The organism is Veillonella infantium, assembly GCF_002959895.1.
Taxonomy (GTDB): Bacteria; Bacillota; Negativicutes; order Veillonellales; family Veillonellaceae; genus Veillonella; species Veillonella infantium.
Map to the genome: position 1 here is coordinate 84,467 of NZ_PPDD01000002.1, position 21,099 is coordinate 105,565.

At 37.5% G+C, this 21,099-nt stretch carries 23 protein-coding genes and 1 tRNA gene; all 24 read right to left on the minus strand.

What is annotated here, in order from left to right; genetic code table 11:
* Nucleotides 1-2: 2 nt before the first annotated feature.
* The 24 genes from sufC to VCHSUH03_RS01825 all read right to left on the minus strand — a co-directional run bounded on the left by sufC (nucleotide 3) and on the right by VCHSUH03_RS01825 (nucleotide 21,087).
* Nucleotides 3-746, minus strand: coding sequence for a Fe-S cluster assembly ATPase SufC (gene sufC / locus VCHSUH03_RS01710; RefSeq protein WP_105093857.1), 744 nt, complete (start codon nucleotides 744-746; stop codon nucleotides 3-5).
* Between the two features lie 296 nt (nucleotides 747-1,042).
* A complete protein-coding gene (locus VCHSUH03_RS01715; protein WP_060924272.1) occupies nucleotides 1,043-2,299 on the minus strand; it encodes a diaminopimelate decarboxylase family protein in 1,257 nt (418 codons plus the stop codon).
* Nucleotides 2,300-2,357: 58 nt separating this feature from the next.
* Nucleotides 2,358-2,774, minus strand: coding sequence for a DoxX family protein (locus tag VCHSUH03_RS01720; protein WP_105093858.1), 417 nt, complete (start codon nucleotides 2,772-2,774; stop codon nucleotides 2,358-2,360).
* Between the two features lie 331 nt (nucleotides 2,775-3,105).
* Complete coding sequence (groL, locus tag VCHSUH03_RS01725; protein ID WP_024066582.1) at nucleotides 3,106-4,731, minus strand: chaperonin GroEL; 1,626 nt, start codon at nucleotides 4,729-4,731, stop codon at nucleotides 3,106-3,108.
* Nucleotides 4,732-4,842: 111 nt separating this feature from the next.
* Nucleotides 4,843-5,124 (minus strand): co-chaperone GroES, encoded by a 282-nt coding sequence (groES, locus tag VCHSUH03_RS01730; protein WP_004696047.1) that lies wholly within the window; start codon nucleotides 5,122-5,124, stop codon nucleotides 4,843-4,845.
* Nucleotides 5,125-5,324: 200 nt separating this feature from the next.
* Nucleotides 5,325-5,891 carry an ANTAR domain-containing response regulator gene (locus VCHSUH03_RS01735; RefSeq protein WP_105093859.1) on the minus strand — a complete coding sequence of 189 codons (567 nt, stop codon included), beginning with the start codon at nucleotides 5,889-5,891 and terminating at the stop codon, nucleotides 5,325-5,327.
* Entirely contained in the window at nucleotides 5,892-7,280 is a 1,389-nt protein-coding gene (locus tag VCHSUH03_RS01740) for a sensor histidine kinase (RefSeq protein WP_060924269.1), read from the minus strand.
* 2 nt (nucleotides 7,281-7,282) lie between these two features.
* The gene (tsaD, locus tag VCHSUH03_RS01745) at nucleotides 7,283-8,314 is read right to left on the minus strand and encodes a tRNA (adenosine(37)-N6)-threonylcarbamoyltransferase complex transferase subunit TsaD (protein WP_060924268.1); all 1,032 of its coding nucleotides are present in this window, start codon (nucleotides 8,312-8,314) and stop codon (nucleotides 7,283-7,285) included.
* Nucleotides 8,311-8,760 (minus strand): ribosomal protein S18-alanine N-acetyltransferase, encoded by a 450-nt coding sequence (rimI, locus tag VCHSUH03_RS01750; RefSeq protein ID WP_105093860.1) that lies wholly within the window; start codon nucleotides 8,758-8,760, stop codon nucleotides 8,311-8,313. The genes tsaD and rimI overlap by 4 nt, the downstream gene beginning before the upstream one ends.
* Entirely contained in the window at nucleotides 8,760-9,518 is a 759-nt protein-coding gene (gene tsaB, locus VCHSUH03_RS01755) for a tRNA (adenosine(37)-N6)-threonylcarbamoyltransferase complex dimerization subunit type 1 TsaB (RefSeq protein WP_105093861.1), read from the minus strand. Before tsaB ends, rimI begins: the two co-directional genes overlap by 1 nt.
* Nucleotides 9,502-9,996: a tRNA (adenosine(37)-N6)-threonylcarbamoyltransferase complex ATPase subunit type 1 TsaE gene (gene tsaE, locus VCHSUH03_RS01760; RefSeq protein WP_060924265.1), complete on the minus strand. Its 495-nt coding sequence runs from the start codon at nucleotides 9,994-9,996 to the stop codon at nucleotides 9,502-9,504. Before tsaE ends, tsaB begins: the two co-directional genes overlap by 17 nt.
* Nucleotides 9,986-10,966 (minus strand): thiamine-phosphate kinase, encoded by a 981-nt coding sequence (gene thiL / locus VCHSUH03_RS01765; RefSeq protein ID WP_060924264.1) that lies wholly within the window; start codon nucleotides 10,964-10,966, stop codon nucleotides 9,986-9,988. The genes tsaE and thiL overlap by 11 nt, the downstream gene beginning before the upstream one ends.
* 117 nt (nucleotides 10,967-11,083) lie before the next feature.
* The gene (locus VCHSUH03_RS01770; protein WP_060924263.1) at nucleotides 11,084-11,644 is read right to left on the minus strand and encodes a GerMN domain-containing protein; all 561 of its coding nucleotides are present in this window, start codon (nucleotides 11,642-11,644) and stop codon (nucleotides 11,084-11,086) included.
* A 3-nt stretch (nucleotides 11,645-11,647) separates the two neighbouring features.
* Nucleotides 11,648-12,745 carry an N-acetylmuramoyl-L-alanine amidase family protein gene (locus tag VCHSUH03_RS01775; protein WP_105093862.1) on the minus strand — a complete coding sequence of 366 codons (1,098 nt, stop codon included), beginning with the start codon at nucleotides 12,743-12,745 and terminating at the stop codon, nucleotides 11,648-11,650.
* 245 nt (nucleotides 12,746-12,990) lie between these two features.
* Nucleotides 12,991-13,935, minus strand: coding sequence for a ComEC/Rec2 family competence protein (locus VCHSUH03_RS01780; protein ID WP_060924261.1), 945 nt, complete (start codon nucleotides 13,933-13,935; stop codon nucleotides 12,991-12,993).
* 2 nt (nucleotides 13,936-13,937) lie between these two features.
* Entirely contained in the window at nucleotides 13,938-15,509 is a 1,572-nt protein-coding gene (locus VCHSUH03_RS01785) for a bifunctional ADP-dependent NAD(P)H-hydrate dehydratase/NAD(P)H-hydrate epimerase (RefSeq protein ID WP_060924260.1), read from the minus strand.
* Between the two features lies 1 nt (nucleotide 15,510).
* Nucleotides 15,511-15,882 (minus strand): holo-ACP synthase, encoded by a 372-nt coding sequence (gene acpS, locus VCHSUH03_RS01790; protein WP_024066570.1) that lies wholly within the window; start codon nucleotides 15,880-15,882, stop codon nucleotides 15,511-15,513.
* A 68-nt stretch (nucleotides 15,883-15,950) separates the two neighbouring features.
* On the minus strand, nucleotides 15,951-16,742 hold the full coding sequence (locus VCHSUH03_RS01795; protein ID WP_105093863.1) for a hypothetical protein: 792 nt from the start codon (nucleotides 16,740-16,742) through the stop codon (nucleotides 15,951-15,953).
* Nucleotides 16,743-16,845: 103 nt separating this feature from the next.
* Nucleotides 16,846-16,929: transfer RNA gene (locus tag VCHSUH03_RS01800), tRNA-Leu, on the minus strand.
* A gap of 54 nt (nucleotides 16,930-16,983) precedes the next feature.
* Nucleotides 16,984-17,745 carry a 5'/3'-nucleotidase SurE gene (gene surE, locus VCHSUH03_RS01805; RefSeq protein WP_060924258.1) on the minus strand — a complete coding sequence of 254 codons (762 nt, stop codon included), beginning with the start codon at nucleotides 17,743-17,745 and terminating at the stop codon, nucleotides 16,984-16,986.
* 17 nt (nucleotides 17,746-17,762) lie between these two features.
* On the minus strand, nucleotides 17,763-19,025 hold the full coding sequence (locus VCHSUH03_RS01810) for a glycosyltransferase family 2 protein (protein ID WP_105085711.1): 1,263 nt from the start codon (nucleotides 19,023-19,025) through the stop codon (nucleotides 17,763-17,765).
* Between the two features lie 19 nt (nucleotides 19,026-19,044).
* Nucleotides 19,045-19,716, minus strand: a complete 672-nt coding sequence (gene pssA, locus VCHSUH03_RS01815) for a CDP-diacylglycerol--serine O-phosphatidyltransferase (protein WP_024066566.1) — start codon at nucleotides 19,714-19,716, stop codon at nucleotides 19,045-19,047.
* The gene (locus VCHSUH03_RS01820; protein WP_060924257.1) at nucleotides 19,709-20,350 is read right to left on the minus strand and encodes a phosphatidylserine decarboxylase family protein; all 642 of its coding nucleotides are present in this window, start codon (nucleotides 20,348-20,350) and stop codon (nucleotides 19,709-19,711) included. Before VCHSUH03_RS01820 ends, pssA begins: the two co-directional genes overlap by 8 nt.
* A 14-nt stretch (nucleotides 20,351-20,364) precedes the next feature.
* Nucleotides 20,365-21,087 (minus strand): WecB/TagA/CpsF family glycosyltransferase, encoded by a 723-nt coding sequence (locus tag VCHSUH03_RS01825; protein ID WP_060924256.1) that lies wholly within the window; start codon nucleotides 21,085-21,087, stop codon nucleotides 20,365-20,367.
* Nucleotides 21,088-21,099 lie beyond the last annotated feature (12 nt).

Consider the following 21,099-nt stretch of genomic DNA (forward strand, 5'->3'; position numbering starts at 1 on the left):
TCCTATGCTAATGCTTTGTATGCGTCGTAACCTTTTTCTTCGATTTCACGTACAAGAGAAGCATCACCAGTTTTAACGATCTTACCATTGATCAATACATGAACGAAATCAGGTTTTAATTTTTGCAAGATTTGGTTATGGTGAGTGATGATCAATACAGCATTTTCTTCGTTGTGGAAACGTTGTACACCTTCAGATACGATACGAACCGCATCTACGTCAAGGCCGGAGTCTGTTTCATCAAGAATAGCCAATTTAGGATTTAAAATGGACATTTGAAGAATTTCATTTTTCTTGCGTTCACCACCGGAGAAGCCTTCATTTACATAACGTTGTGCATAAGATACATCGAAGGATAATTCATCCATTTTTTCTTTCAATTCTTTTTTGAAAGATAAAGCACGTACATTTTCACCAGTAATTGTAGATTTTGCAGTACGGATGAAGTTTTCTACTGTAATGCCAGGAATAGAAATTGGATTTTGGAAGGACATAAAGATACCTGCTTTCGCACGATCATTTACTGCATCTTCCGTAATATCTTTACCATCAAAAACAATAGATCCGCTATCTACAGTATATGTAGTGTTACCCATAATAGCATTGGCAAGTGTAGATTTACCTGCACCATTTGTCCCCATTACAACATGGATTTCACCTTTATTAATTGTTAAGTTGATACCTTTTAAGATTTGTTTACCTTCAACGGATACCTTTAAATCTTTTATCTGAAGTAATTCAGCCAAAATGTTCACTCCTTCTCATAATGTATGTATTAATAAAAAACATACAAGCATTATATGTAAAACGTATATATTGACACATATAAAAAGGCGGTACGCACTAACGTGAATACCGCCGTAATTCTCGCCAACTTAGCAAGTATGTGCATAACAATCTATAATCATTATACATTCTTATCTAAATGATAGCAAGATATTCCTACTAAAATATACAGGAATTAAAAGAATATCATATATTACATATATTGATAGGTTTTTATTAATATTCATTCTCATCCTATTCGATTCTCAATATTAAATTATAGGTTAGAGAAATCGAGGGTGCCAAACAAATCATCATATGTTTCAGCACGACGAATTTGTGTAACAGAACCGTCTTTATGTAATAACAACTCAGCAGAGCGCAATTTACCATTATAGTTGAATCCCATGGAGTGACCATGCGCACCAGCATCATGAATGATGATACGATCACCAATATCGATTTTTGGCAACTCACGTTGAATAGCAAATTTATCATTGTTTTCACATAAAGAACCAGTTACATCGTACACGTGATCCTTAGGTGCATTTTCTTTACCCATTACAGTAATATGGTGGTAAGAACCATATAATGCTGGACGCATAAGGTTTGCCATACAGGAATCTAAACCGATGTAGTGACGATAAATATCCTTTTTGTGAATTGCTGTAGAAACTAAGTAACCAAATGGACCTGTAACCATACGGCCACATTCATAAGCCAATGCTACATCACCAAGGCCATTAGCTACTAGAATTCTATTATAGGCCTCTTCTACACCTTTACTAAGTGCATTGAAATCTACTGGTGTTTGTTCTGGTTTATAAGCAACACCTACGCCACCACCAAGATCAATAAACTCAACATTGATGCCTAGTTCATTTTTAATATCTACTGCTAGATTGAAGCAAAGTTCAGCAGTGCCAACTAAGCCATCAATATCAAGCTCGTTAGATACAACCATTGTATGGATACCAAAGTGTTTTACACCTTTAGCTTGCAATTGTTTATAAGCTTCAAGAATCTGTTCACGTGTCATACCATATTTAGCTTCTTCAGGAAGGCCGATAATTGTATTGCCTCCTTCTTTTAAGGAGCCTGGGTTATAACGTACGCAGAATGTATCAGGCAAAGAACCATGATTTTTTTCCAAATATTCAATATGAGTAATATCATCAAGATTGATGATAGCACCTAATTCAAGTGCTTTTTTATATTCCACATATGGTGTGTCATTAGATGTGAACATAATATCATGACCTGTAATGCCCACTTTTTCACATAGCATTAACTCTGCTAAGGAAGAACAATCGGCACCTACACCAAGCTTTTGTAATACACGCATAATATATGGATTAGGAGTTGCTTTTACAGCAAAATATTGTTTGAACCCTTTATTCCAAGAAAATGCATTAATGAATGCTTTCATATTTTCAATGATACCTTCTTCATCATAAATATGGAATGGTGTTGGGTATTGGGCAATAATATTTTCCAATTGTTCAGCTGTAAACGGAACTGTTTTTGTGTTCATAATAACCTCGCTATACAAATAAAAGACCCATCAAACGATGAGTCTATTATCCTAATTATTATTTAAATAAAGCTTTATCAAGGCTATAGCGACCTGCGCCAGCGAAGAACAACATAAGAGCACCAAAGCCCATTTGAGATGGGTAATCCCAACTAAAGAAACTACCGTTAATACTCAATGTTGTTGCCATAGCTAATGTACCGATGAGCATAAGAGATCCAATTCTAGTGAATAGACCTAAAACAATAAGGATACCACCAATCATCTCAGCACAAGATGCCATAGTACCTAAAATTTCATAACCACCAGGTACACCTAATGGTGCCAACATAGCTCCAACTTTATAAAGGCCTTCAGCACCGCTCAAGTACTTTAAATATCCATGATAAAACATGGAAATACCAAGTGCCAAACGGTAAATTAAGAGGCCAAAATTAACATAATTAGGTTTACTTTTAAAAATAAAGCTTAACATAGTAATCCTTCTTTCAAATCAAAATAAAAATCGAAATAATTCGATATCGTTATTATAGAGGAGAAAAAGTACCATGTCAAACTAGACTCAATATTAAATTCTATAGAATTATAACATATGTGGTATACAAAATCAATTTTATCGATTTGATAAGCCACATATAATCTTCTAATTTAATACCTAAAAAGTCAAGAAATATTCTGTACCTAGTAATACAAAAAACCATTTAATTTTCAGATATATAAAAATAATCCTAATGAAAAAGTGAACATATAGTTCCTAATTCATTAGGATTATTCTAAATCTTATAGATTATGCGCTAAGCAGTTGATTACATCATACCGCCCATGCCACCCATTGGAGGCATTGCAGGAGCTGCAGCATTTTCTTCTACTTTATCAGCTACGATTGTTTCAGTAGTCAATACAAGAGATGCAATGGATGCAGCATTTTGAAGTGCAGAACGTGTTACTTTAGCAGGGTCTACGATACCAGCTTTAACCATGTCGATATATTCTTCAGTCAAAGCGTTGAAACCAACACCAGCTTCTGTATTTTTAACTTTTTCTACTACAACGGAACCTTCAAGACCAGCATTGTAAGCGATTTGACGAAGAGGTTCTTCTACTGCACGTTTAACAAGGTTAATACCAGTTTGAACGTCACCAGTTTCTTCCAATGTGTTCAATGCAGGGATGATATCGATGAATGTAGTACCACCACCAGCTACGATACCTTCTTCAACAGCTGCACGAGTTGCGTTCAATGCGTCTTCGATACGAAGTTTTTTATCTTTCATTTCAACTTCTGTAGCAGCACCTACTTCGATAACTGCAACACCACCGGATAATTTTGCAAGACGTTCTTGTAATTTTTCACGGTCGAATTCGGAAGTTGTTTCTTCTACTTGTGCACGGATTTGGCTTACACGTTTAGCGATTACGTCTTTATCGCCTACACCATCGATGATTGTAGTTTCATCTTTAGTGATGCGAACTTGACGAGCTGTACCAAGATCAGTAAGTTCTACAGAATCAAGTTTACGGCCCATATCTTCAGTAATTACAGTACCACCAGTCAAAATAGCGATATCTTCAAGCATAGCTTTACGACGGTCACCGAAGCCAGGAGCTTTTACTGCTACGGCTTTAAAAGTACCACGCAAGCGGTTTACTACCAATGTAGCCAATGCTTCACCTTCTACATCTTCAGCGATGATAAGAAGTTCTTTACCTACTTTTACCACTTTTTCAAGTGTTGGCAACATATCAGCGATAGCACTGATTTTACGGTCAGTAATCAAGATGTATGGATTATCCATTACAGCTTCCATACGGTCAGGATCAGTTACCATGTATGGAGAAATGTAACCACGGTCAAATTGCATACCTTCTACTACGTTTAATGCAGTTTGCAAGCCTTTGGATTCTTCTACAGTGATAACGCCGTCGTTACCTACTTTTTCCATAGCTTCAGCAATTAAGCCACCGATTTCTTCGTCCGCTGCGGATACACTTGCAACTTGAGCGATTTCAGCTTTACCAGAAACTTTAATGGAACGTTTTTTAATTTCTTCAACCAAAGTTTTAACTGCTGTTTCAATACCTTTTTTCAAGATCATTGGGTTAGCACCAGCTGCTACGTTGCGCATACCTTCTTGGATCATAGCTTGTGCCAATACTGTTGCAGTAGTAGTACCATCACCTGCTACGTCATTAGTTTTAGTAGCAACTTCTTTAACTAATTGAGCGCCCATGTTTTCAAATGGATCTGGAAGTTCGATATCACGAGCAATAGTTACACCATCATTTGTGATTGTTGGGGAACCGAATTTTTTATCCAATACAACATTACGACCTTTTGGTCCTAATGTAACTTTTACAGCGTTTGCCAATTGATCAACGCCACGACCTAAAGCGCGACGAGCTTCTTCATTAAACAAGATTTCTTTTGCCATATGTATTACCTCCTAGATAATAACAGTATCTAATGTAAGGGAATGTATATGCCCGTAGGCAGTATAGAATGTATCAATAGTATGTTTAGCTCTATACAGATATATTAGCTATTATAGTACTGCTAAGATATCGCGTTCGCTAATGATCAAATGAGTAGCGCCATCGATTTCTAATTCGCTACCAGCGTATTTTGCGAACATAACAGTATCGCCAACTTTAACTTCTGGAGCTACACGTTGACCATTGTCATAAACTTTACCAGCACCTACAGCTACTACTACGCCTTCTTGAGGTTTTTCTTTTGCTGTATCAGGAAGGAAAATACCACTTTTAGTTTTTTCTTCTTTTGCTTCTAAACGGATAAGAACGCGGTCAGCTAATGGTTTTAACATATGATGTCACTCCTTATTTACTAGTTATTATTTACAATTCATTAGCACTCTAAGTAGTCGAGTGCTAATCACATGTATTATTATAACCTATGTCAAAATAAATGCAAGTAGAAATTTTGATTTTTTGACTTTTTAGTTTTTATTTGATGTTAGACACAAAAGACTAGTATAAGTTTTGATTCTTATACTAGTCTTTGTATCTATTTTGAAACTTGATTAATTAATGCTTTACAGATATTAACAATACTATCTCGTTTCTTCATACTTAGGGCGCGAATACGATTATAGGCTTCCTCTTCTGATATAGAGTACAGCTCCATCAATATACCGGTTCCTTTTTGAATGATTTTACGATCCTCTAATGATCGTTCTAATTCAGCCATTTTTTCGCGTAGCTCAGCATCACTATGATAACGCCCTAATGCCATTTCTAAGGTTGGAACCAATTGTTCTTCACGAACAGGCTTAATTAAATATCCATATACGCCAGATTCTCTAGCCTTATTTATTAAATCCTGTTGACTATAACTTGTTAATAGAACTACAGGTGCTTCATGGTGAAAGCCAATTTGTCGTGCTGCTTCGATGCCATCTAATTCTGGCATTTTTACATCCATTAGAACAATATCAGGTTTATATTCTTTGCAAAGCTTGATGGCTTCAACACCATTAGTCCCTTCTGCCACAACTTCATGACCACAGGATTCAATAATATCGCGTAGATCCATACGTATAAGGGATTCATCATCCACTATTAAAACGCGCATTTACTTCTCCTTCTTCATATGTATTGTCACTAGAACACCGGCATCAGTATTTTTAACAGATAGACGCCCTTTTAACTCATGGGTAACTAAATTATTAATGATAGTTAATCCTAAACGCTTATTCGAGTTAATAGAGAAATCTTGAGGTAACCCTTTTCCCGTATCAGAAAAATCTAATACAATATATTCCTCTAATTCCGAAACAGCTAGACGAATCTCCCCTGCTTTACCATCTAAACCATGTTCAAGGCTATTAGTAATTAATTCATTAGTTATGAGGGATACATAACTTGCCATATGAGAGGAAATCAATATATCTTCTCCACTATAGGTAAAGGTAACCTCTTGGTCTTGTCTGATCATACTCATGCGCAACAAACGACATAACTCGTCATAGATTGATCGGATACCAATATAATCCTCATCATAATGGGACACAATATCGTGAACCAAAGCCATACTTTCAATACGATTGATTCCCTCTTGTAAGGCTTGTTTAACTTCTGGCAGGCTAGAACGTCTTGCTTCCATCCGTAGTAATCCCGCTACGGTTTGTAAATTGTTTTTTACACGGTGATGAACCTCTTTGATAATAGAATTCTTTACCAGCAATTCTTGTTGCTGCTTACTTTCACGGGTACAATCGTGAAGCACGAGGAAACAACGTGTTTCATTGCGTCCCATAGCAATAGGAATCATATGCTGACGAATTACCATATCTTGATAGATTTCTTCACTAGTGTATATCGTTCTATCATCCAACACTTGTTGTATGGCAGAAATTTTTAAGGTACTGCTATAAATTGATGACCCTACTAGTCGTCGATCAAATCCAAGCAAATCTACTAATTGTATAGCCGACTCATTACCATAGAGAATTCTATGAGAATCATCGAAGATGATTAAACCATCGAAATAAGAAATTGGCTCATACGATTGTATTTGCTCATCTGTAGCAGTTAACATGAGACGTTGCATCGTATCAGATAAGATATATTCTTGTTCGTATTGATTTTTTTTAATAGACGGAGATACTGTAAAAGCTATCCCCCCAATAATACGACCACCATTGTCGACAACAGGAAAAACATGTTGTCGTTGATCATGCTCTACCCCAATAAGAGGTTGACCATTTCCCATCATAGAATGCCACGTATTATTTCCTTTTATTTGTCGAGTAATAACACCTTGCTCGCTCCGTTCAATGCATAGCATATCTGCACGTTGCTGCATATCACCTTGTGATTTTTCTAGAAGAGGCGTAAAAATCTGTATCCTTTGACGGGTCAATGACTCGCCAAAGGATATAAGTTTACTAATATGCTCAAGTAGTGAGGTTTGTAATGGTCCTAATGATGTTGTATTTAAAATATCTTGACCGATATCCACAATTAATCCTCTTTCCAAGATACATGACCAATTTCAACACTTGGTTTTGCATTCAATGTTAAATCGCCAAATTTACCAGCTTTAGCCATATAATAGGCACGACAACCAATCATTGCAGCGTTATCGGTGGACAAAATTTTATGAGGCTTGTAATAGGTAAAGCCTTCTTCCTTACACATAACCTCTAAGGCTTGTTGTAAGCCTTTATTAGCAGATACGCCTCCCGCAATGGTAATACGCGTTTCACCTAATGTATGAGCTGCATCTTTCGTTTTTTCAACTAATACATCAACAATAGCCTTTTGGAAGGACGCGGCAACATCGGCTTGGTTAATAGGTTCATTCTTTTGTTGCTTGCTATTTAAATAGTTTAATACAGCAGACTTTAAACCACTAAAACTAAATTCAAAATTACCAGGCTCACTTAAAGCCTTTGGAAATTCAATCGCATCTGGATTACCTTCAAGGGCAAGTGCATCAATATGAGGGCCACCTGGGTAAGGGAAGCCCATAACACGAGCAATTTTATCAAAGGCTTCACCCGCTGCATCATCACGAGTCTGACCAAGAATATCAAACTCTTCGTACCCTTTTACATGAACTAGCATTGTATGACCACCAGATACAACGAGGCTCAAAAATGGAGGTTCTAATTCTGGATTAGCTAAGAAATTAGCAAAAATATGACCTTCCATATGGTGAACTGGTACCAAAGGAATGCCTGTAGCAAAGGATAATCCCTTTGCAGCAGCTACACCAACCAATAATGCCCCTACGAGACCAGGACCATAGGTAACACCGATGTGGTCAATATCTTGTAACGTTACATTCGCATCGCGTAGCGCTTGATCTATAACAGGTATAACTTGTTCTATATGGTGACGTGATGCGATTTCTGGCACAACGCCACCAAATTTTCTATGAATCGGCACTTGGCTAGAAATAACATTAGATAAAACAGTGCGTCCATCCTTTAAGACAGAGGCTGATGTCTCATCACAGCTACTTTCCAAGGCTAATGTGTATATACTCATTCTATTTCCTCTGAAACGAGAGACATAATATAAGCATCCTCTTTTGGCTCTGAATAATAATCTTTGCGAATCCCTTTAACAGAAAACCCAAGATTTCTATACATTGATAAGGCAGGCAAATTGGATATGCGTACCTCCAAGAAGATTTCGTACATACCTCTCTTGAAACATTCATCTATTAATTGTTTAGTAAGTTCTGAGCCATATCCCTTACCACGAGCAGAAGGAATAATGGCAATATTTGTTATTTGTCCTTCATCATATACGAGCCAAGCACCAGCATAACCAACAATATGATTGTCTTCGCAAATAACCATATATAATTTATTATCTGCCCCTTCAAGTTCAGCAAGTACAGATTCTAAACTCCATGGAACAGAAAAGGACTGTTGTTCTATATCATAAATGACCTGGGCATCATCGATGGCCGCTAACCGAATCTCCATTATTCTGCTCCTGCCGCTTCAGTCACTATCACAGTAGGATTTTGGTTTAACATTTCAGGATTATCCTTATGTCGCTCCTCCCATAACACCTCTGCCTCAGAGCGACGAATATAGTAAGGAACCATATCCATTGGATCGCATATCTCTTCACGTTCTATCAATTCACGACCTGCTAATAGTAAGGAGCTTGCCTTCGGAATACGTTGTGAAATATCTAGGACAGTCAAATTAGTATCCCTTTCCTCTAAAAGCTTTTCAATTCGCTTGATACCATCCCCTAAGAATAGGACCTCTTCCTTTGTTTCTCTAAATTTATCTAATAAATCACTAGCAGCAATAACAAATGGATCCTCTTTACATACCAGTTTGTTATTTTCATATCTATATAAACCAGCATATACATGCTTTTTCTGAGCATCAATAACAGTACAAATTGTACGATTTGTATATGAAACATTACGAGCTAAGCTGTCCATTGTCATCACACCATACAATGGAATTTGTAAGGCATAAGCCATTGCTTTTGCAGTCCCCATGCCAATACGCAATCCAGTGAAAGAACCAGGCCCGATACTAACGATAATACCTTTTAACTCATTCTTTTTTACTTGAGAGGCACGCAATAACATATCAATATGAGGTATTAGTTGCTCAGAATGAGTTAATCCAGCTTGGATAGTCAACTCACCAATAAGGTTATGTTCATCCATTAAAGCCACACTCGAAACGAGTGAGCTTGTCTCAATTCCTAACCACATATGGGCCTCCTATTTCTACTAAATCACCCTCTGAAAGGTAATCACTACCTAATGTGATAGATCGACTTGTATCATCAATGCGCGTCAAATAAATCCATAATGTTTCATCTGGTAATTCATCTGGGAATTTATCGGCCCATTCCACAATGGATACGCAATCCTCTGTATATTCGTAGAAGCCAATATTTTCAAGCTCGCTTATATCATCTAAACGATATACATCAAAATGATATAAATGTGTTCTATCCACATCATAAGTATTCATGATTGCAAAGGTAGGGCTTGTAATCTCCTCTGTAACTCCAAAGCCTTTCGCAATACCTTGGGATAGGTGCGTTTTTCCTGTCCCCAAATCACCAATTAAAGCAATACATAAAGGTTCTCCGCTTTGTTTGACCCATCTGCCTAATAACTGTCCAAATTGTTGTGTATCTTCTACTGTATGAGTTTCTAATTGAACATGTGCCTTATGATTCATGAAAATGATTATATCCTTTCGCTTCTATGGTCTTAATCGTTTTATCCGGTGTTACCATCTGAACATGACATGGTCCAGATATAACTTCACCGATTATAGTAATGCCAGATAAATTCTCTAATTTAGGAATCAATGCTTTAGGAGCCGTGAATACTAGTTGAAAATCCTCACCACCATATAATGCATAATCCACTGGATTAGTCTGTAAATACTTAGCTAATTCATAAGTTTCTTCATGAAGTGGAACAGCTTTTTCCTCTATAACAATGGATACGTTACTAGCCGATGCAATTTCATTTAATTCACTACCAAGACCATCACTAATATCATTCATACTATGAATTCCCAGTTGTCTCAATTGTTGACCTAATTCAATTTGTGGATCAGGTCGTTGATGACCAACCTTCGTCATAGCATAGCCATCTAAATTATAGGATAACGCACCTAAACCTGTGGCAGCATAACCTACATAATTTGTAATACCCACAATATCGCCAACTTGCGCACCACTACGCATAATAGCAGTGCCAGTAGGAACTTCTCCTATGATGGTAACAGTCCACACCATAGGTCCTTCTGTACGCACCGTATCTCCACCAAGTATATTGAGATGATATCTAGCACATTGAGCTTTAATGCCTCTATAGATTTCATCTAGAATAGCAGTATCAACATATTCAGGTGCCGCCACAGATAACACTATTTGTCGAGGAGTCCCCCCCATAGCAGCAATATCACTTAAATTGGCTGTCATGAGACGATAGCCTACATCATAAGGTTTCATATAGCGAAAGCTAAAATGAACACCTTCCACCATCGTATCTGTACTAATTAGTTGATCTGTTTCATTTGTAGCACGATACACTGCGCAATCATCACCAATCCCTGTAATTACAGTGCTCGGATCATGTATTGTATCATTTTGAATGTGGCTTATGAAATTAAATTCCCCTACCTCTTTTAATTGCATCTCATCACCTGGCTTCCGATTAGTATACATATTGTATTGTAACATATATAAAAGACAACAACAAAAATAGCAGATAGTTGATATATCAACTATCTGCTATCAATGAGCCTAATATAATTATTTTTTAATTAGGTTTGTCATCCGTTTAACAGGATCTTTCGTATCAAAGGAACCTACAGTAAGAACCTTTTTACCATTATTAACGAAGAGAACGCCATTAATATTATCAAAGGATGTCAATGTATTTACAATGGCAGCCATTTGCAATTTAACAGTTAAGTCCCCACCATTACCTTTTACGAAAGCGTCATTCACTTCTACAGAAGCAATACCGTCCTTTACAGTAACAGATGTGATTTGAATATCCTTAGAGAATACTGGATATTTTTGTGCTCTATCAGCTTTTAACATAGCTAGAAGAGCCGCTTTAGGCGTTACTTTATCCGCCTCCATCTCAACGGTTGATTGTGTTACCCCTGAGCCATCCTCTGTTGGAACAAAGAAGGCCATCTTAACCTTTTCTTGAGATACTTTCGTTGTTTCTGCATCCTTATTGACTTTCGTCTCTTGCACAGGTTCACTTTTACCTGTTGTAGGAGCTTGATTAGGTGTACAACCTGCTACAAATGCAAGCAAGCCTACACAGAGGATCGACAGAACTTGTTTACGTAATTTCATCGATTAACCTCCAAAGTAACTAGCAATACCATTGGCAATGCGATTAGCAAAGTCTTCTTGTGTTTGAGGAGATTGCAATGCTCGTTCCTCATTAGGATTGGAAATAAATCCAAGCTCTACAAGAACGGCAGGCATATTAGTATGTCTTAATACATACAAGTTGCCTTCTTGAATGCCACGGTCACCATTGAATCCTGGTACACTAGCAATTTGAGATTGTACCTTTTGTGCTAAACGGGCATCATTACCTGTTTTAGCATAGTAGTATGTTGCAATACCACCAACACTTGGATTGTTAAATGCGTTAATATGCACGCTGATGAGCGCATCAGAATTGCTACGGTTCGCTACATTAACACGAGCACCTAATTCATCAACACCACTTGCATTAGGACCATATACGTCTACGTCTGTAGTACGAGTCATAAGCACTTTAGCGCCACGATTTTCTAAGGCTTTTTTCAAGTACATGGAAATCGGTAGTGTAATATTTTTCTCTTGTACACCATGAGGTCCAACGGCACCAGAGTCACTACCACCATGACCTGGGTCAATAGTAATTGTCTTGCCAGATAAACCACCGCTAATAGAATACTTGCCAGATCCTGTGGGCATATTTTTCGCAGGATGTGCAGAAGGAGATGGACGTTTGCCATAGTAAGCAGGTTTAGGTGCTACACCTTTTTTCTGTACATCTACAACGATGCGATACGGTTTCTTATTAATCGTATCTTTCTTTAGGGAAAATACCTTTACATCACTCGTATCGATAGATGAAGGTGTCTTGATTGTTACCTTCACATCTCTGCCGTCCTCTGTAAGTCTAGCAGAACTAGCTATGCTAGAGTCCATATTAATATTCTCTTTAGCAGTTTTTAACTTTGTGTTCTTTAAGGTAACAGTCGTCGTTTTCCCATCTTTGCTAATCGATGCAGATGCTTTCACAGGTGCTGATAAATCCATTACCATACGAACATATGGCACAGGTGCATCAGTTCGTGTCACCCATCGAGCATCTTCAAGATTAGCTGCCTTTGCTTGAGTCAAGAATAGAGGTAAAGCCATCAAGACAGCAAGGCACATAAAAAATAGTTTACGCAATACATTCACTCCAATCTAACTGACATACGTAGTGTCCAAACCATAGAGATGAGTCGATGATATCTTTGTGAATCAAAGTCTCATCGTTCCAATCTATCCATAAACTAATGTTAGATTATAGATAGATTATTTCATACAAACATGAAGATTAGTATGCCGATTATACATATTACTATATAAAGTCTTTATACAGTAAACACAAAAATCAGTTGCTTAAAATTATTTTTTGTGCTATACAATCGATACTAACGTTCAGTTGTAATTTGCCATTCATTCCCATCCGTACTAATGTGAATACGTCCCATCGTATCTGTACGGTAAATGGCAATATTGTTCTCCTGCAAACGACGCAATGTTATATCGTGAGGATGACCATAACTATTATACATGCCATTTGAAATTAATGCACTTTCTGGTTTAATAGATTTCAAAAAATCTTCAGAGCTACTTGTGCGAGAACCGTGATGTCCTACCTTAAGAACACGAGCAAACAGTCTAGAGTTCTGCTCTTTTATGAGTTTTTTCTCTTCTTGTAATTCTGCATCACCAGTAAAGAGCATAGAGAATTTACCAAAAATTAATTTACCTACGATAGAGTTATTATTAAGATCTGGCGCCCCTTTTTTATCTGTTAAAGGTTCCGCCCATGGTGCATATACTAGAAATACAGCACCGTGACCAAAATCAACTACATCTCCACTACGCAATGTGGAGCGTTGGATTTTATTTTTATCAATCCATTTCTCATAGGTTTTATACATATTATTATCAACAGAAATGCCATCATCATACACATGTTCAATGGGCATAGCTTTCGCAATAGCATAGAAGCCACCCATATGATCAGCATGTGGATGTGTAATGATAATATTTTTTAACTTAGTAACACCCATAGATTTTAGCTGAGCTACAATATTTTCACGATGCTCTATGTCACCTGTATCAATCATACTATATTCATCGCCAACCTTAAGCAGTATAGCATCCCCTTGACCGATATCTAACATATATACATCTAGCTTACCTTCAGGTGTAGTTGTCTTAGTATCAATAGAGTAAGCCCCATTAGCACTAGAGGTCGCCTGATTAGCAGCATTAGCTACATCTTTATTCGTACATCCTGCAATAGAAAAGATTGGAATACATAGCACTAATAAAAAAGCTATAAAGCGTTGTATTTTATTTGTCATTCTTATTCTCCCAATAATTCACTAATGACACAGCCTATAGAAGTACTTACATCACTAGGTGTATATCCCCAAGTTTTCGTATCACTTAGTATATCTGCACTGCGGCTATGTACATAGACCCCTAAAATGGCACTATCCTGTAAGGAATAGCCTTGGCTGATAAAGCCTGCAATGACTCCGGTTAATACATCCCCCATACCGCCAGTTCCCATACCAGTGTTTCCGATAGTATTAACATATACTGTACCATCAGGTAGTGCCACAACAGAAGGAATTCCTTTTAGAACAAGTACTACCTGATGAGCCTTAGCAAATGCTCGTGCCAATGTAATATAGTGACGTTCAATCCATTTTATAGGCAAATCAATAAGTCTACTAAATTCACCTAAATGAGGTGTCATCACGCAATATGGTAACTGTCGTTCCATCTTATATATAGACTCAACCTTACCATCTCGCAATGCATCTTTATCTACAGATCCCACATGACCTAATGCATATAACGCATCAGCATCAATGACTAGAGCACCTTCATAGCAATCAATAACATGATTTACTAAATCCGGAATATCTATTGTACGTCCCAAACCGGGGCCAATAGCAACTACTTGACGGCCTTCATAAATGGAGTGGTTTTCATTGATAGAGGTAACCATCACTTCTGGTATGATACGTCCTTGTACTGCCCGTTTAATTATCTCTGGAACACACAATGTAACTTTACCAGCACCACTATGAACAGCAGCTTCTGCAGCCAACATAGGGGCTCCCACCATATCACTAGAGCCACCAATAATTAGGGTATTTCCATTTACTCCTTTATGAGCCATTGGAACTCGATAATTAATTAGTGTTTCTGCTAAATCTGAATCAATAGTTATAGTGCTATCACGATTAACTAATACTTGCTGCCACGGAGCTCCTAAAGGGGCAACAATAACTGTTCCTCCTATAGCCTTGCCAGGATACAATAATAGACCTTGTTTTATCGCACCAAAGGTTACTGTATAATCATAAGACAATGTGCCCTCTGAGATTTGACCAGCAGTTGCATCAACACCTGCAGGTACATCAATAGCCCACAAATCAAAATTATATTGACTACGCATAGTATCAATAACGTGCAATATATCTATTGTGGTATCTCGAAGACGTCCAGCTAACCCTGTTCCCATAATGCCTTCTACAACTATAGCTACATTTGACCAATCATTAAAATCATCAAACATATCAATGATACAGCCCATTGCTTCACATCTCTTGAGTTGAACTGCAAAAAGGTCGCTACATTTGCTCGTATCACCTACTAGTGCAATTTGTACAGGTACACCTTGCTCTAAAAGATGACGAGCTGCTACAAGGCCATCTGCCCCATTATTACCTGTGCCACAGATAAATAGTACAAAACTATTGATAGAACGTGCATTATCTAAGGAAAACAAGTCATATTGTCCCCACAAAGCATCCACAATGCCACGTCCTGCATTTTCCATTAAAATTTCTAACGAGACACCTAATTGCTTAGGTACTTCTTGATCTATATATCGAGCATCTTCAGTTGTTAATATTTGCATCTTATGCTCCTTCAAGTATAACTGTACTCATTGCATATGCTTTGCAATGACTAATCGACACATGTGTATCCGTATAGCCTAATGTTTCATAAATATCTTTAAAAGTATCTTGTAAACGAATTAAGGGAGCCCCTAATTCATCATGACCGATTTCTATATCTTGCCAAGATCCATGACGCATTCCCGTACCTAATGCTTTAATGAAAGCCTCTTTAGCGGCATATATACCGGCATAAGACTCGTAACGCCCCTTATTTCGACTTTCACAATAATCAATCTCATGAGGCGTATATACACGGTCGCGAAATGATTGAGATTTCTCTAAAGCTTGACGGATGCGGTCAATTTCTATAATATCATTCCCTAATTTCATAATAACTCCTAAATTACCCTAACATATATATTATACACTCTTAAAGTGGATAAAAACATAGATAAAATCTAGGCATTTACAGAGAATGGCAATGTGGCTAGACTGTAAATTTCTACCTTACCTTTACGGTTAACCGCCACGTACATCTGACCATTACGGTAATCCATATCCTCTACTTCCATTCCTGAAGTATAAGGACTTATATTCTTTACTATGCCTTCATTATCGACGAAAACGAAGGTCGTTAAGGTTGTAAAAATAGTGTTACCATTAGCAGCATAAGCACCATTATTATTTAAGTCGGTATGCTCTGCATCAATCTTATACGTTTTTACCTTATTAAAATTTGAATCATAGTAGTTAATAGTACGATGAGAATTTGTTAAAGGCACAATCGACACATATTCATTACGGTCTTTATCAAAGGCAAAATTAAATACCTTTTCTTTCAATTTAATAGGCGCTTCAACAATCATACTATCCGCCTCTATAGGCGTAACAATAAATCCATCTACAACAGCATTAGTAGTATAGTAGCGATTGTTATTCGGATTATAGGTTAATGTATTCATATGACCTAATAAACGTTTTTGACTATATTCATACTTAGCAACCACTTGCAACGTTGTGGGATTAATTTCATAAATAATTTGCTTTGTATTATCAGCATTTATACATGCGAGGACAAATACATCTTTTTTTGAGTTATAACAAAAGCCTTGGCACTGATTAACAGAACTATCTAATGGTATCTCCGCCAATCGTGTTAACGGCAAAGGCATTTGGACCGCACTTACAGGTTGTGCAAGCTTTGGTATATCAAAGACATTAGCAATATAATCAATCACACCTTGATCCATATTATCACCTCAATCAAACAAAAATGTATATAATCGTATATTAATTCATAAATATAAATATATAAAAAATAGGCGGTAAGACAAAAGTCTTACCGCCTAAAGTTGGTGCCGGAGGTGGGACTTGAACCCACACGGTGTTACCCGCTTGATTTTGAGTCAAGTGCGTCTGCCATTCCGCCACTCCGGCGTCTCGGAACATTTGTTATTATACAGATATCCCAAAACAATGTCAACACATTTTTTATATTTTATCTAAAATATTTTGAACCGTCTCCATACCGATGTCACATTGTTGCTTCCACGTAAGAGCTACACCTGTTATATAGCCTTTACGAGCATATTCCACATCAGTAGGAACACTTTCAGCACCATAATCTAGCTCGCCTGCCAACCAATAGTAATCCTGCCCTCTTGAGTTAATGCGAGCATCAATAATATTGCTATAAGTTTGTAAACCTTGGCTAACCATTTTAAAATGATCCCAATCACATACGCCACGTAACGGAAAGTTCACATTTAATAGGCCATCAAAATTCCCTTTCACATAAATTTTTTCTATCAATTCATGGATAAAGGGATGCATTTCATCCCCTCGTTCAGGAGAATATCGTTCCACAGATAATGCTAACCCTGGAATGCCATAAAAACAACTTTCCATAGCAGCAGATACAGTACCAGAATATAGCACATCTGAGCCCAGATTAAAGCCATGGTTAATACCTGAAATCACAAGATCAGGCATATCATCACTCAATAAATAACTAAGGCCAAACTTCATGCAATCAGAAGGAGTTCCCGTTAGAGCATAAAGGCGAGGATTTTCATCCTCGCCATTGTACGCGTCTAATTTTAAAGGAATCTCAGTCGTCAATGCATGGGATTTAGCACTTTGCTCATTTGCAGGTGCTACAACGGTAATTCGATAATATTGACTTAAGTACGATGCAAGACGGCGTAAACCATCTGCTAAAATACCATCATCATTACACATTAAAATATGCATAGTCACTCCTACAGATTCTATTTTTTATTCTTATTCATATTGCCCATACGTGTTAATTTCACGTCATTCAAACCAACAGCTCGCGTATGAACTGTATGAGACCATTCCTTATTATGACGACGGAACCAACCTAAAATATTTACAGGAACCCAAGAGTATACAAAAATTGGATATAACAAATAGTAGAACCAAATTTTAGGTGGAACTTTAATTTTTAACAACACAATAAGTGGGAACAAATATTGACCAATACCGATAATTTGCCATACAGACATCGGCATAATTTGATATAAAATATTTGTATAAATCGGCACATATGCATTGATATATGAAAATACTAAATATATAGTTGTCAACAACAAGAAATAAGGCTGACTAACTTGTAAAATGCCATCTAGGATAACGATATTTCCTTGTTTAATACCTGCGGCAAATAATTTAGGAATATATCGATCCGCACAGTCAAATTGACCTTGTGCCCAACGTAAACGTTGTTTACAAGAAGCCATCATAGTCGTAACTTTTTCATCATACACAATGGCATCGTGAGCCCAAGTAGTTTTAAGACCATGTGTTAATAGCTTCATAGAGAATTCCATATCCTCAGTCAAGCTATTACAATCCCAGCCATATTCACGGATGATAGATGTGCGTATACACATACCAGTACCACCTAGTGCTGTGGACAAGCCAATGCGGTATTTTGCTAAATGCCACATATGATTAACCATCCAAAACATGATGGAAAATGTACCCGCAACCCAAGAGTCTGTTGGGTTTTTAGAGTTCAAATAACCTTGAATTACAGACTCACCTTTTTCAAGATGATCATTCATTTCTAACATAAATTGAGGATGTACTAAATTATCGGCATCAAAGATAAGAAAGGCATCATATTTCCGATCCATTTTTTCCACACGATCAAACATCCACCCCATGGCATAGCCTTTGCCTACTTCTTCTTTATTGAATCGTTCATGTACATTGGCACCAGCGGCACTTGCTACCTCAGCAGTCTTATCTGTACAGTTATCGGCAACAACAAAGATATCGTACAACTCATCAGGATAGTCCAAACTACGTAAGTTTTTTACTAACTCACCAACTACGGCTTCCTCATTATGAGCACACACAACGATAGCAAAGGAATTTTTAGGGGTATAGTTTTTATGTACTCGAGACCGCCACATACCAATTACGGCGAGCACAAAATAATAAACCGTATAAATTACGATTATTACCTGCATAGGGATCAATATCAGATCCAGTAGGTAATTCATACTATTATCCTCCACACACTTATTTACGCACTATATTTAACGCCCCATTAACAAGGCCAAATACTACATAACCAGCAAAGATCATTACTGCCCATGTATGCCAATCATATACGAGACAAGCTATGACAAAAATAGCAGTTAGTACAATGGAAAGTTTATTAATATAGATTGCAGTTTTACCTTTGAAGTCTGGGTATTTTACTTCACTAACCATTAAGAAGCCTACACCAATCATGCAAACTACTAATACAAATTGAGGAACCTCTACACCACTCAATACGTAGGTAGCCGCCAAGCAACCTGCAGCCGGAATTGGCAATCCTTCAAAGTAACCATGAACTTCTTCGGTTTTAATGTTAAAGCGAGCAAGACGGAATGCGCCCAATACAGCAAATACTAATAATGGTACATAGGCAATCCATCCCAAACCATAAAGCTCTTTCATATATAACATATAAGCTGGTGCTACACCAAAGCCTACAACATCTGACAAAGAGTCTAATTCACGACCCATAGGTCCTGCCACACCTAAAGCTCTTGCTACACGACCATCTAAACCATCAGCAACTAAGGATAATAGTACGCAGATAGCAGCATAGAAGGTATTCCCTGTGGCAGAGAATGTGATACCTAGAACACCAAAAGCTAAATTAGCACTGGTAAACAAATTTGGAATAATAGATTTATTCATGACGCAACCTCCCGATAACAGTGTCTCCACCTGTAATATGTTGACCTTTTTCCACGAACAACTCTACATCCTTATCCATGTAGATTTCAGTACAAGAACCGAATTTAATCATCCCGTACAATTGGCCGCGTTCAAGCACGCTATCAAGGTCTGTCCAAGATACGATACGACGCGCTAAAAGGCCTGCAATTTGTGTTACCAATACGGAAGTGCGATCATTTTCAATACAAATAGTATGACGTTCATTTTCAAAACCTACACTATCTTTAAAAGCAGGCAAGAAACTACCCATTGTGTAGTGACGGTATGTAATTTTACCATCAATAGGCGCACGATTAGCATGTACGTCAAAAACAGATAGGAAAATAGTTACTTTTTTACACTCTTTATGTAAGTAAATATCTTCGTATACATCAGAAATATCCATAATTTTACCATCCGCTGGAGATAAAATTAAATCTGGATCTTGAGGGATTACACGTTTAGGATTTCTAAAGAAATTGACGAAAAATAATGCCAGAATAAATGAAATAATCGCAATTACATAATGTCCTAAAAATCCTAATACCACCGCGATAATGAGCATAGCCCCTATCAGTGGAAACCCTTCCTTAATTATTGGTCCTGTAGGCACGATTCAACACTCCTCTATTTATTTCTAATAACGGTCCACATAAACTTTGGAATAGCCAACATGCGGCCAATCCGTTGAGGTTCTAAATATAATCGATACAACCATTCGAGACGATTGCGTTGCATCCATTCTGGAGCCCGAGGAATATTACCTGCCAACACATCAAAGGAACCACCTATGCCGATAGCAACAACGCCATCCAGGTGACTCAATTTTTCTGAAATCCATTGTTCTTGCTTTGGTACGCCTAAGGCAACAAAGACTAATTTTGCCTTAGACTCACTAATAGCTTTAACGATTTCTTGTTCCTCTGTGCTATCGAAGAATCCATCATGAATCCCTGCTATATTTAACGGTCCAACTTGGGCAGATAAATTATCAATTGCTCGTTGAGCAACACCAGGTGCTGCCCCTAAGCAGTATACAGGAATTTGCCGTTCAGCCGCAACTTTAAATAATCGTTTAGTTACGTCTACACCAGTTACGCGTTCAGGAACATGTTCACCTTGACGCTCTGCAGCCCACAAAATGCCAGCCCCGTCAGGAACGACGAGACTAGCATTATTCAATATGGTGTGCAATGTAGGATTTTCATTTGCCAACATAACCATTTCTGCATTAGCCGTGGCTACTAAATGTAGTCCCGGCTCTTCAGTTAATTGTAAAATACGTTGGACAGCCTCATCCATTGTTACACAATCGATAGGCACAGATAAAACAGAAATACGTTTATTCAATGTAATACTCCA

Excerpts from the sequence above, each read along its gene's own strand:
- VCHSUH03_RS01720 (WP_105093858.1), bottom strand. The coding sequence starts at position 2,774 with ATGTTAAGCTTTATTTTTAAAAGTAAACCTAATTATGTTAATTTTGGC.
- VCHSUH03_RS01780 (WP_060924261.1), bottom strand. The coding sequence starts at position 13,935 with ATGACAAATAAAATACAACGCTTTATAGCTTTTTTATTAGTGCTATGT.
- VCHSUH03_RS01795 (WP_105093863.1), bottom strand. The coding sequence starts at position 16,742 with ATGGATCAAGGTGTGATTGATTATATTGCTAATGTCTTTGATATACCA.
- VCHSUH03_RS01785 (WP_060924260.1), bottom strand. The coding sequence starts at position 15,509 with ATGCAAATATTAACAACTGAAGATGCTCGATATATAGATCAAGAAGTA.
- thiL (WP_060924264.1), bottom strand. The coding sequence starts at position 10,966 with ATGCAATTAAAAGAGGTAGGGGAATTTAATTTCATAAGCCACATTCAA.
- tsaD (WP_060924268.1), bottom strand. The coding sequence starts at position 8,314 with ATGAGTATATACACATTAGCCTTGGAAAGTAGCTGTGATGAGACATCA.
- VCHSUH03_RS01715 (WP_060924272.1), bottom strand. The coding sequence starts at position 2,299 with ATGAACACAAAAACAGTTCCGTTTACAGCTGAACAATTGGAAAATATT.
- VCHSUH03_RS01770 (WP_060924263.1), bottom strand. The coding sequence starts at position 11,644 with ATGAAATTACGTAAACAAGTTCTGTCGATCCTCTGTGTAGGCTTGCTT.
- acpS (WP_024066570.1), bottom strand. The coding sequence starts at position 15,882 with ATGAAATTAGGGAATGATATTATAGAAATTGACCGCATCCGTCAAGCT.
- surE (WP_060924258.1), bottom strand. The coding sequence starts at position 17,745 with ATGCATATTTTAATGTGTAATGATGATGGTATTTTAGCAGATGGTTTA.
- VCHSUH03_RS01735 (WP_105093859.1), bottom strand. The coding sequence starts at position 5,891 with ATGCGCGTTTTAATAGTGGATGATGAATCCCTTATACGTATGGATCTA.
- VCHSUH03_RS01810 (WP_105085711.1), bottom strand. The coding sequence starts at position 19,025 with ATGAATTACCTACTGGATCTGATATTGATCCCTATGCAGGTAATAATC.
- rimI (WP_105093860.1), bottom strand. The coding sequence starts at position 8,760 with ATGGAGATTCGGTTAGCGGCCATCGATGATGCCCAGGTCATTTATGAT.
- groES (WP_004696047.1), bottom strand. The coding sequence starts at position 5,124 with ATGTTAAAACCATTAGCTGACCGCGTTCTTATCCGTTTAGAAGCAAAA.
- pssA (WP_024066566.1), bottom strand. The coding sequence starts at position 19,716 with ATGAATAAATCTATTATTCCAAATTTGTTTACCAGTGCTAATTTAGCT.
- groL (WP_024066582.1), bottom strand. The coding sequence starts at position 4,731 with ATGGCAAAAGAAATCTTGTTTAATGAAGAAGCTCGTCGCGCTTTAGGT.
- tsaB (WP_105093861.1), bottom strand. The coding sequence starts at position 9,518 with ATGTGGTTAGGAATTGAGACAAGCTCACTCGTTTCGAGTGTGGCTTTA.
- tsaE (WP_060924265.1), bottom strand. The coding sequence starts at position 9,996 with ATGAATCATAAGGCACATGTTCAATTAGAAACTCATACAGTAGAAGAT.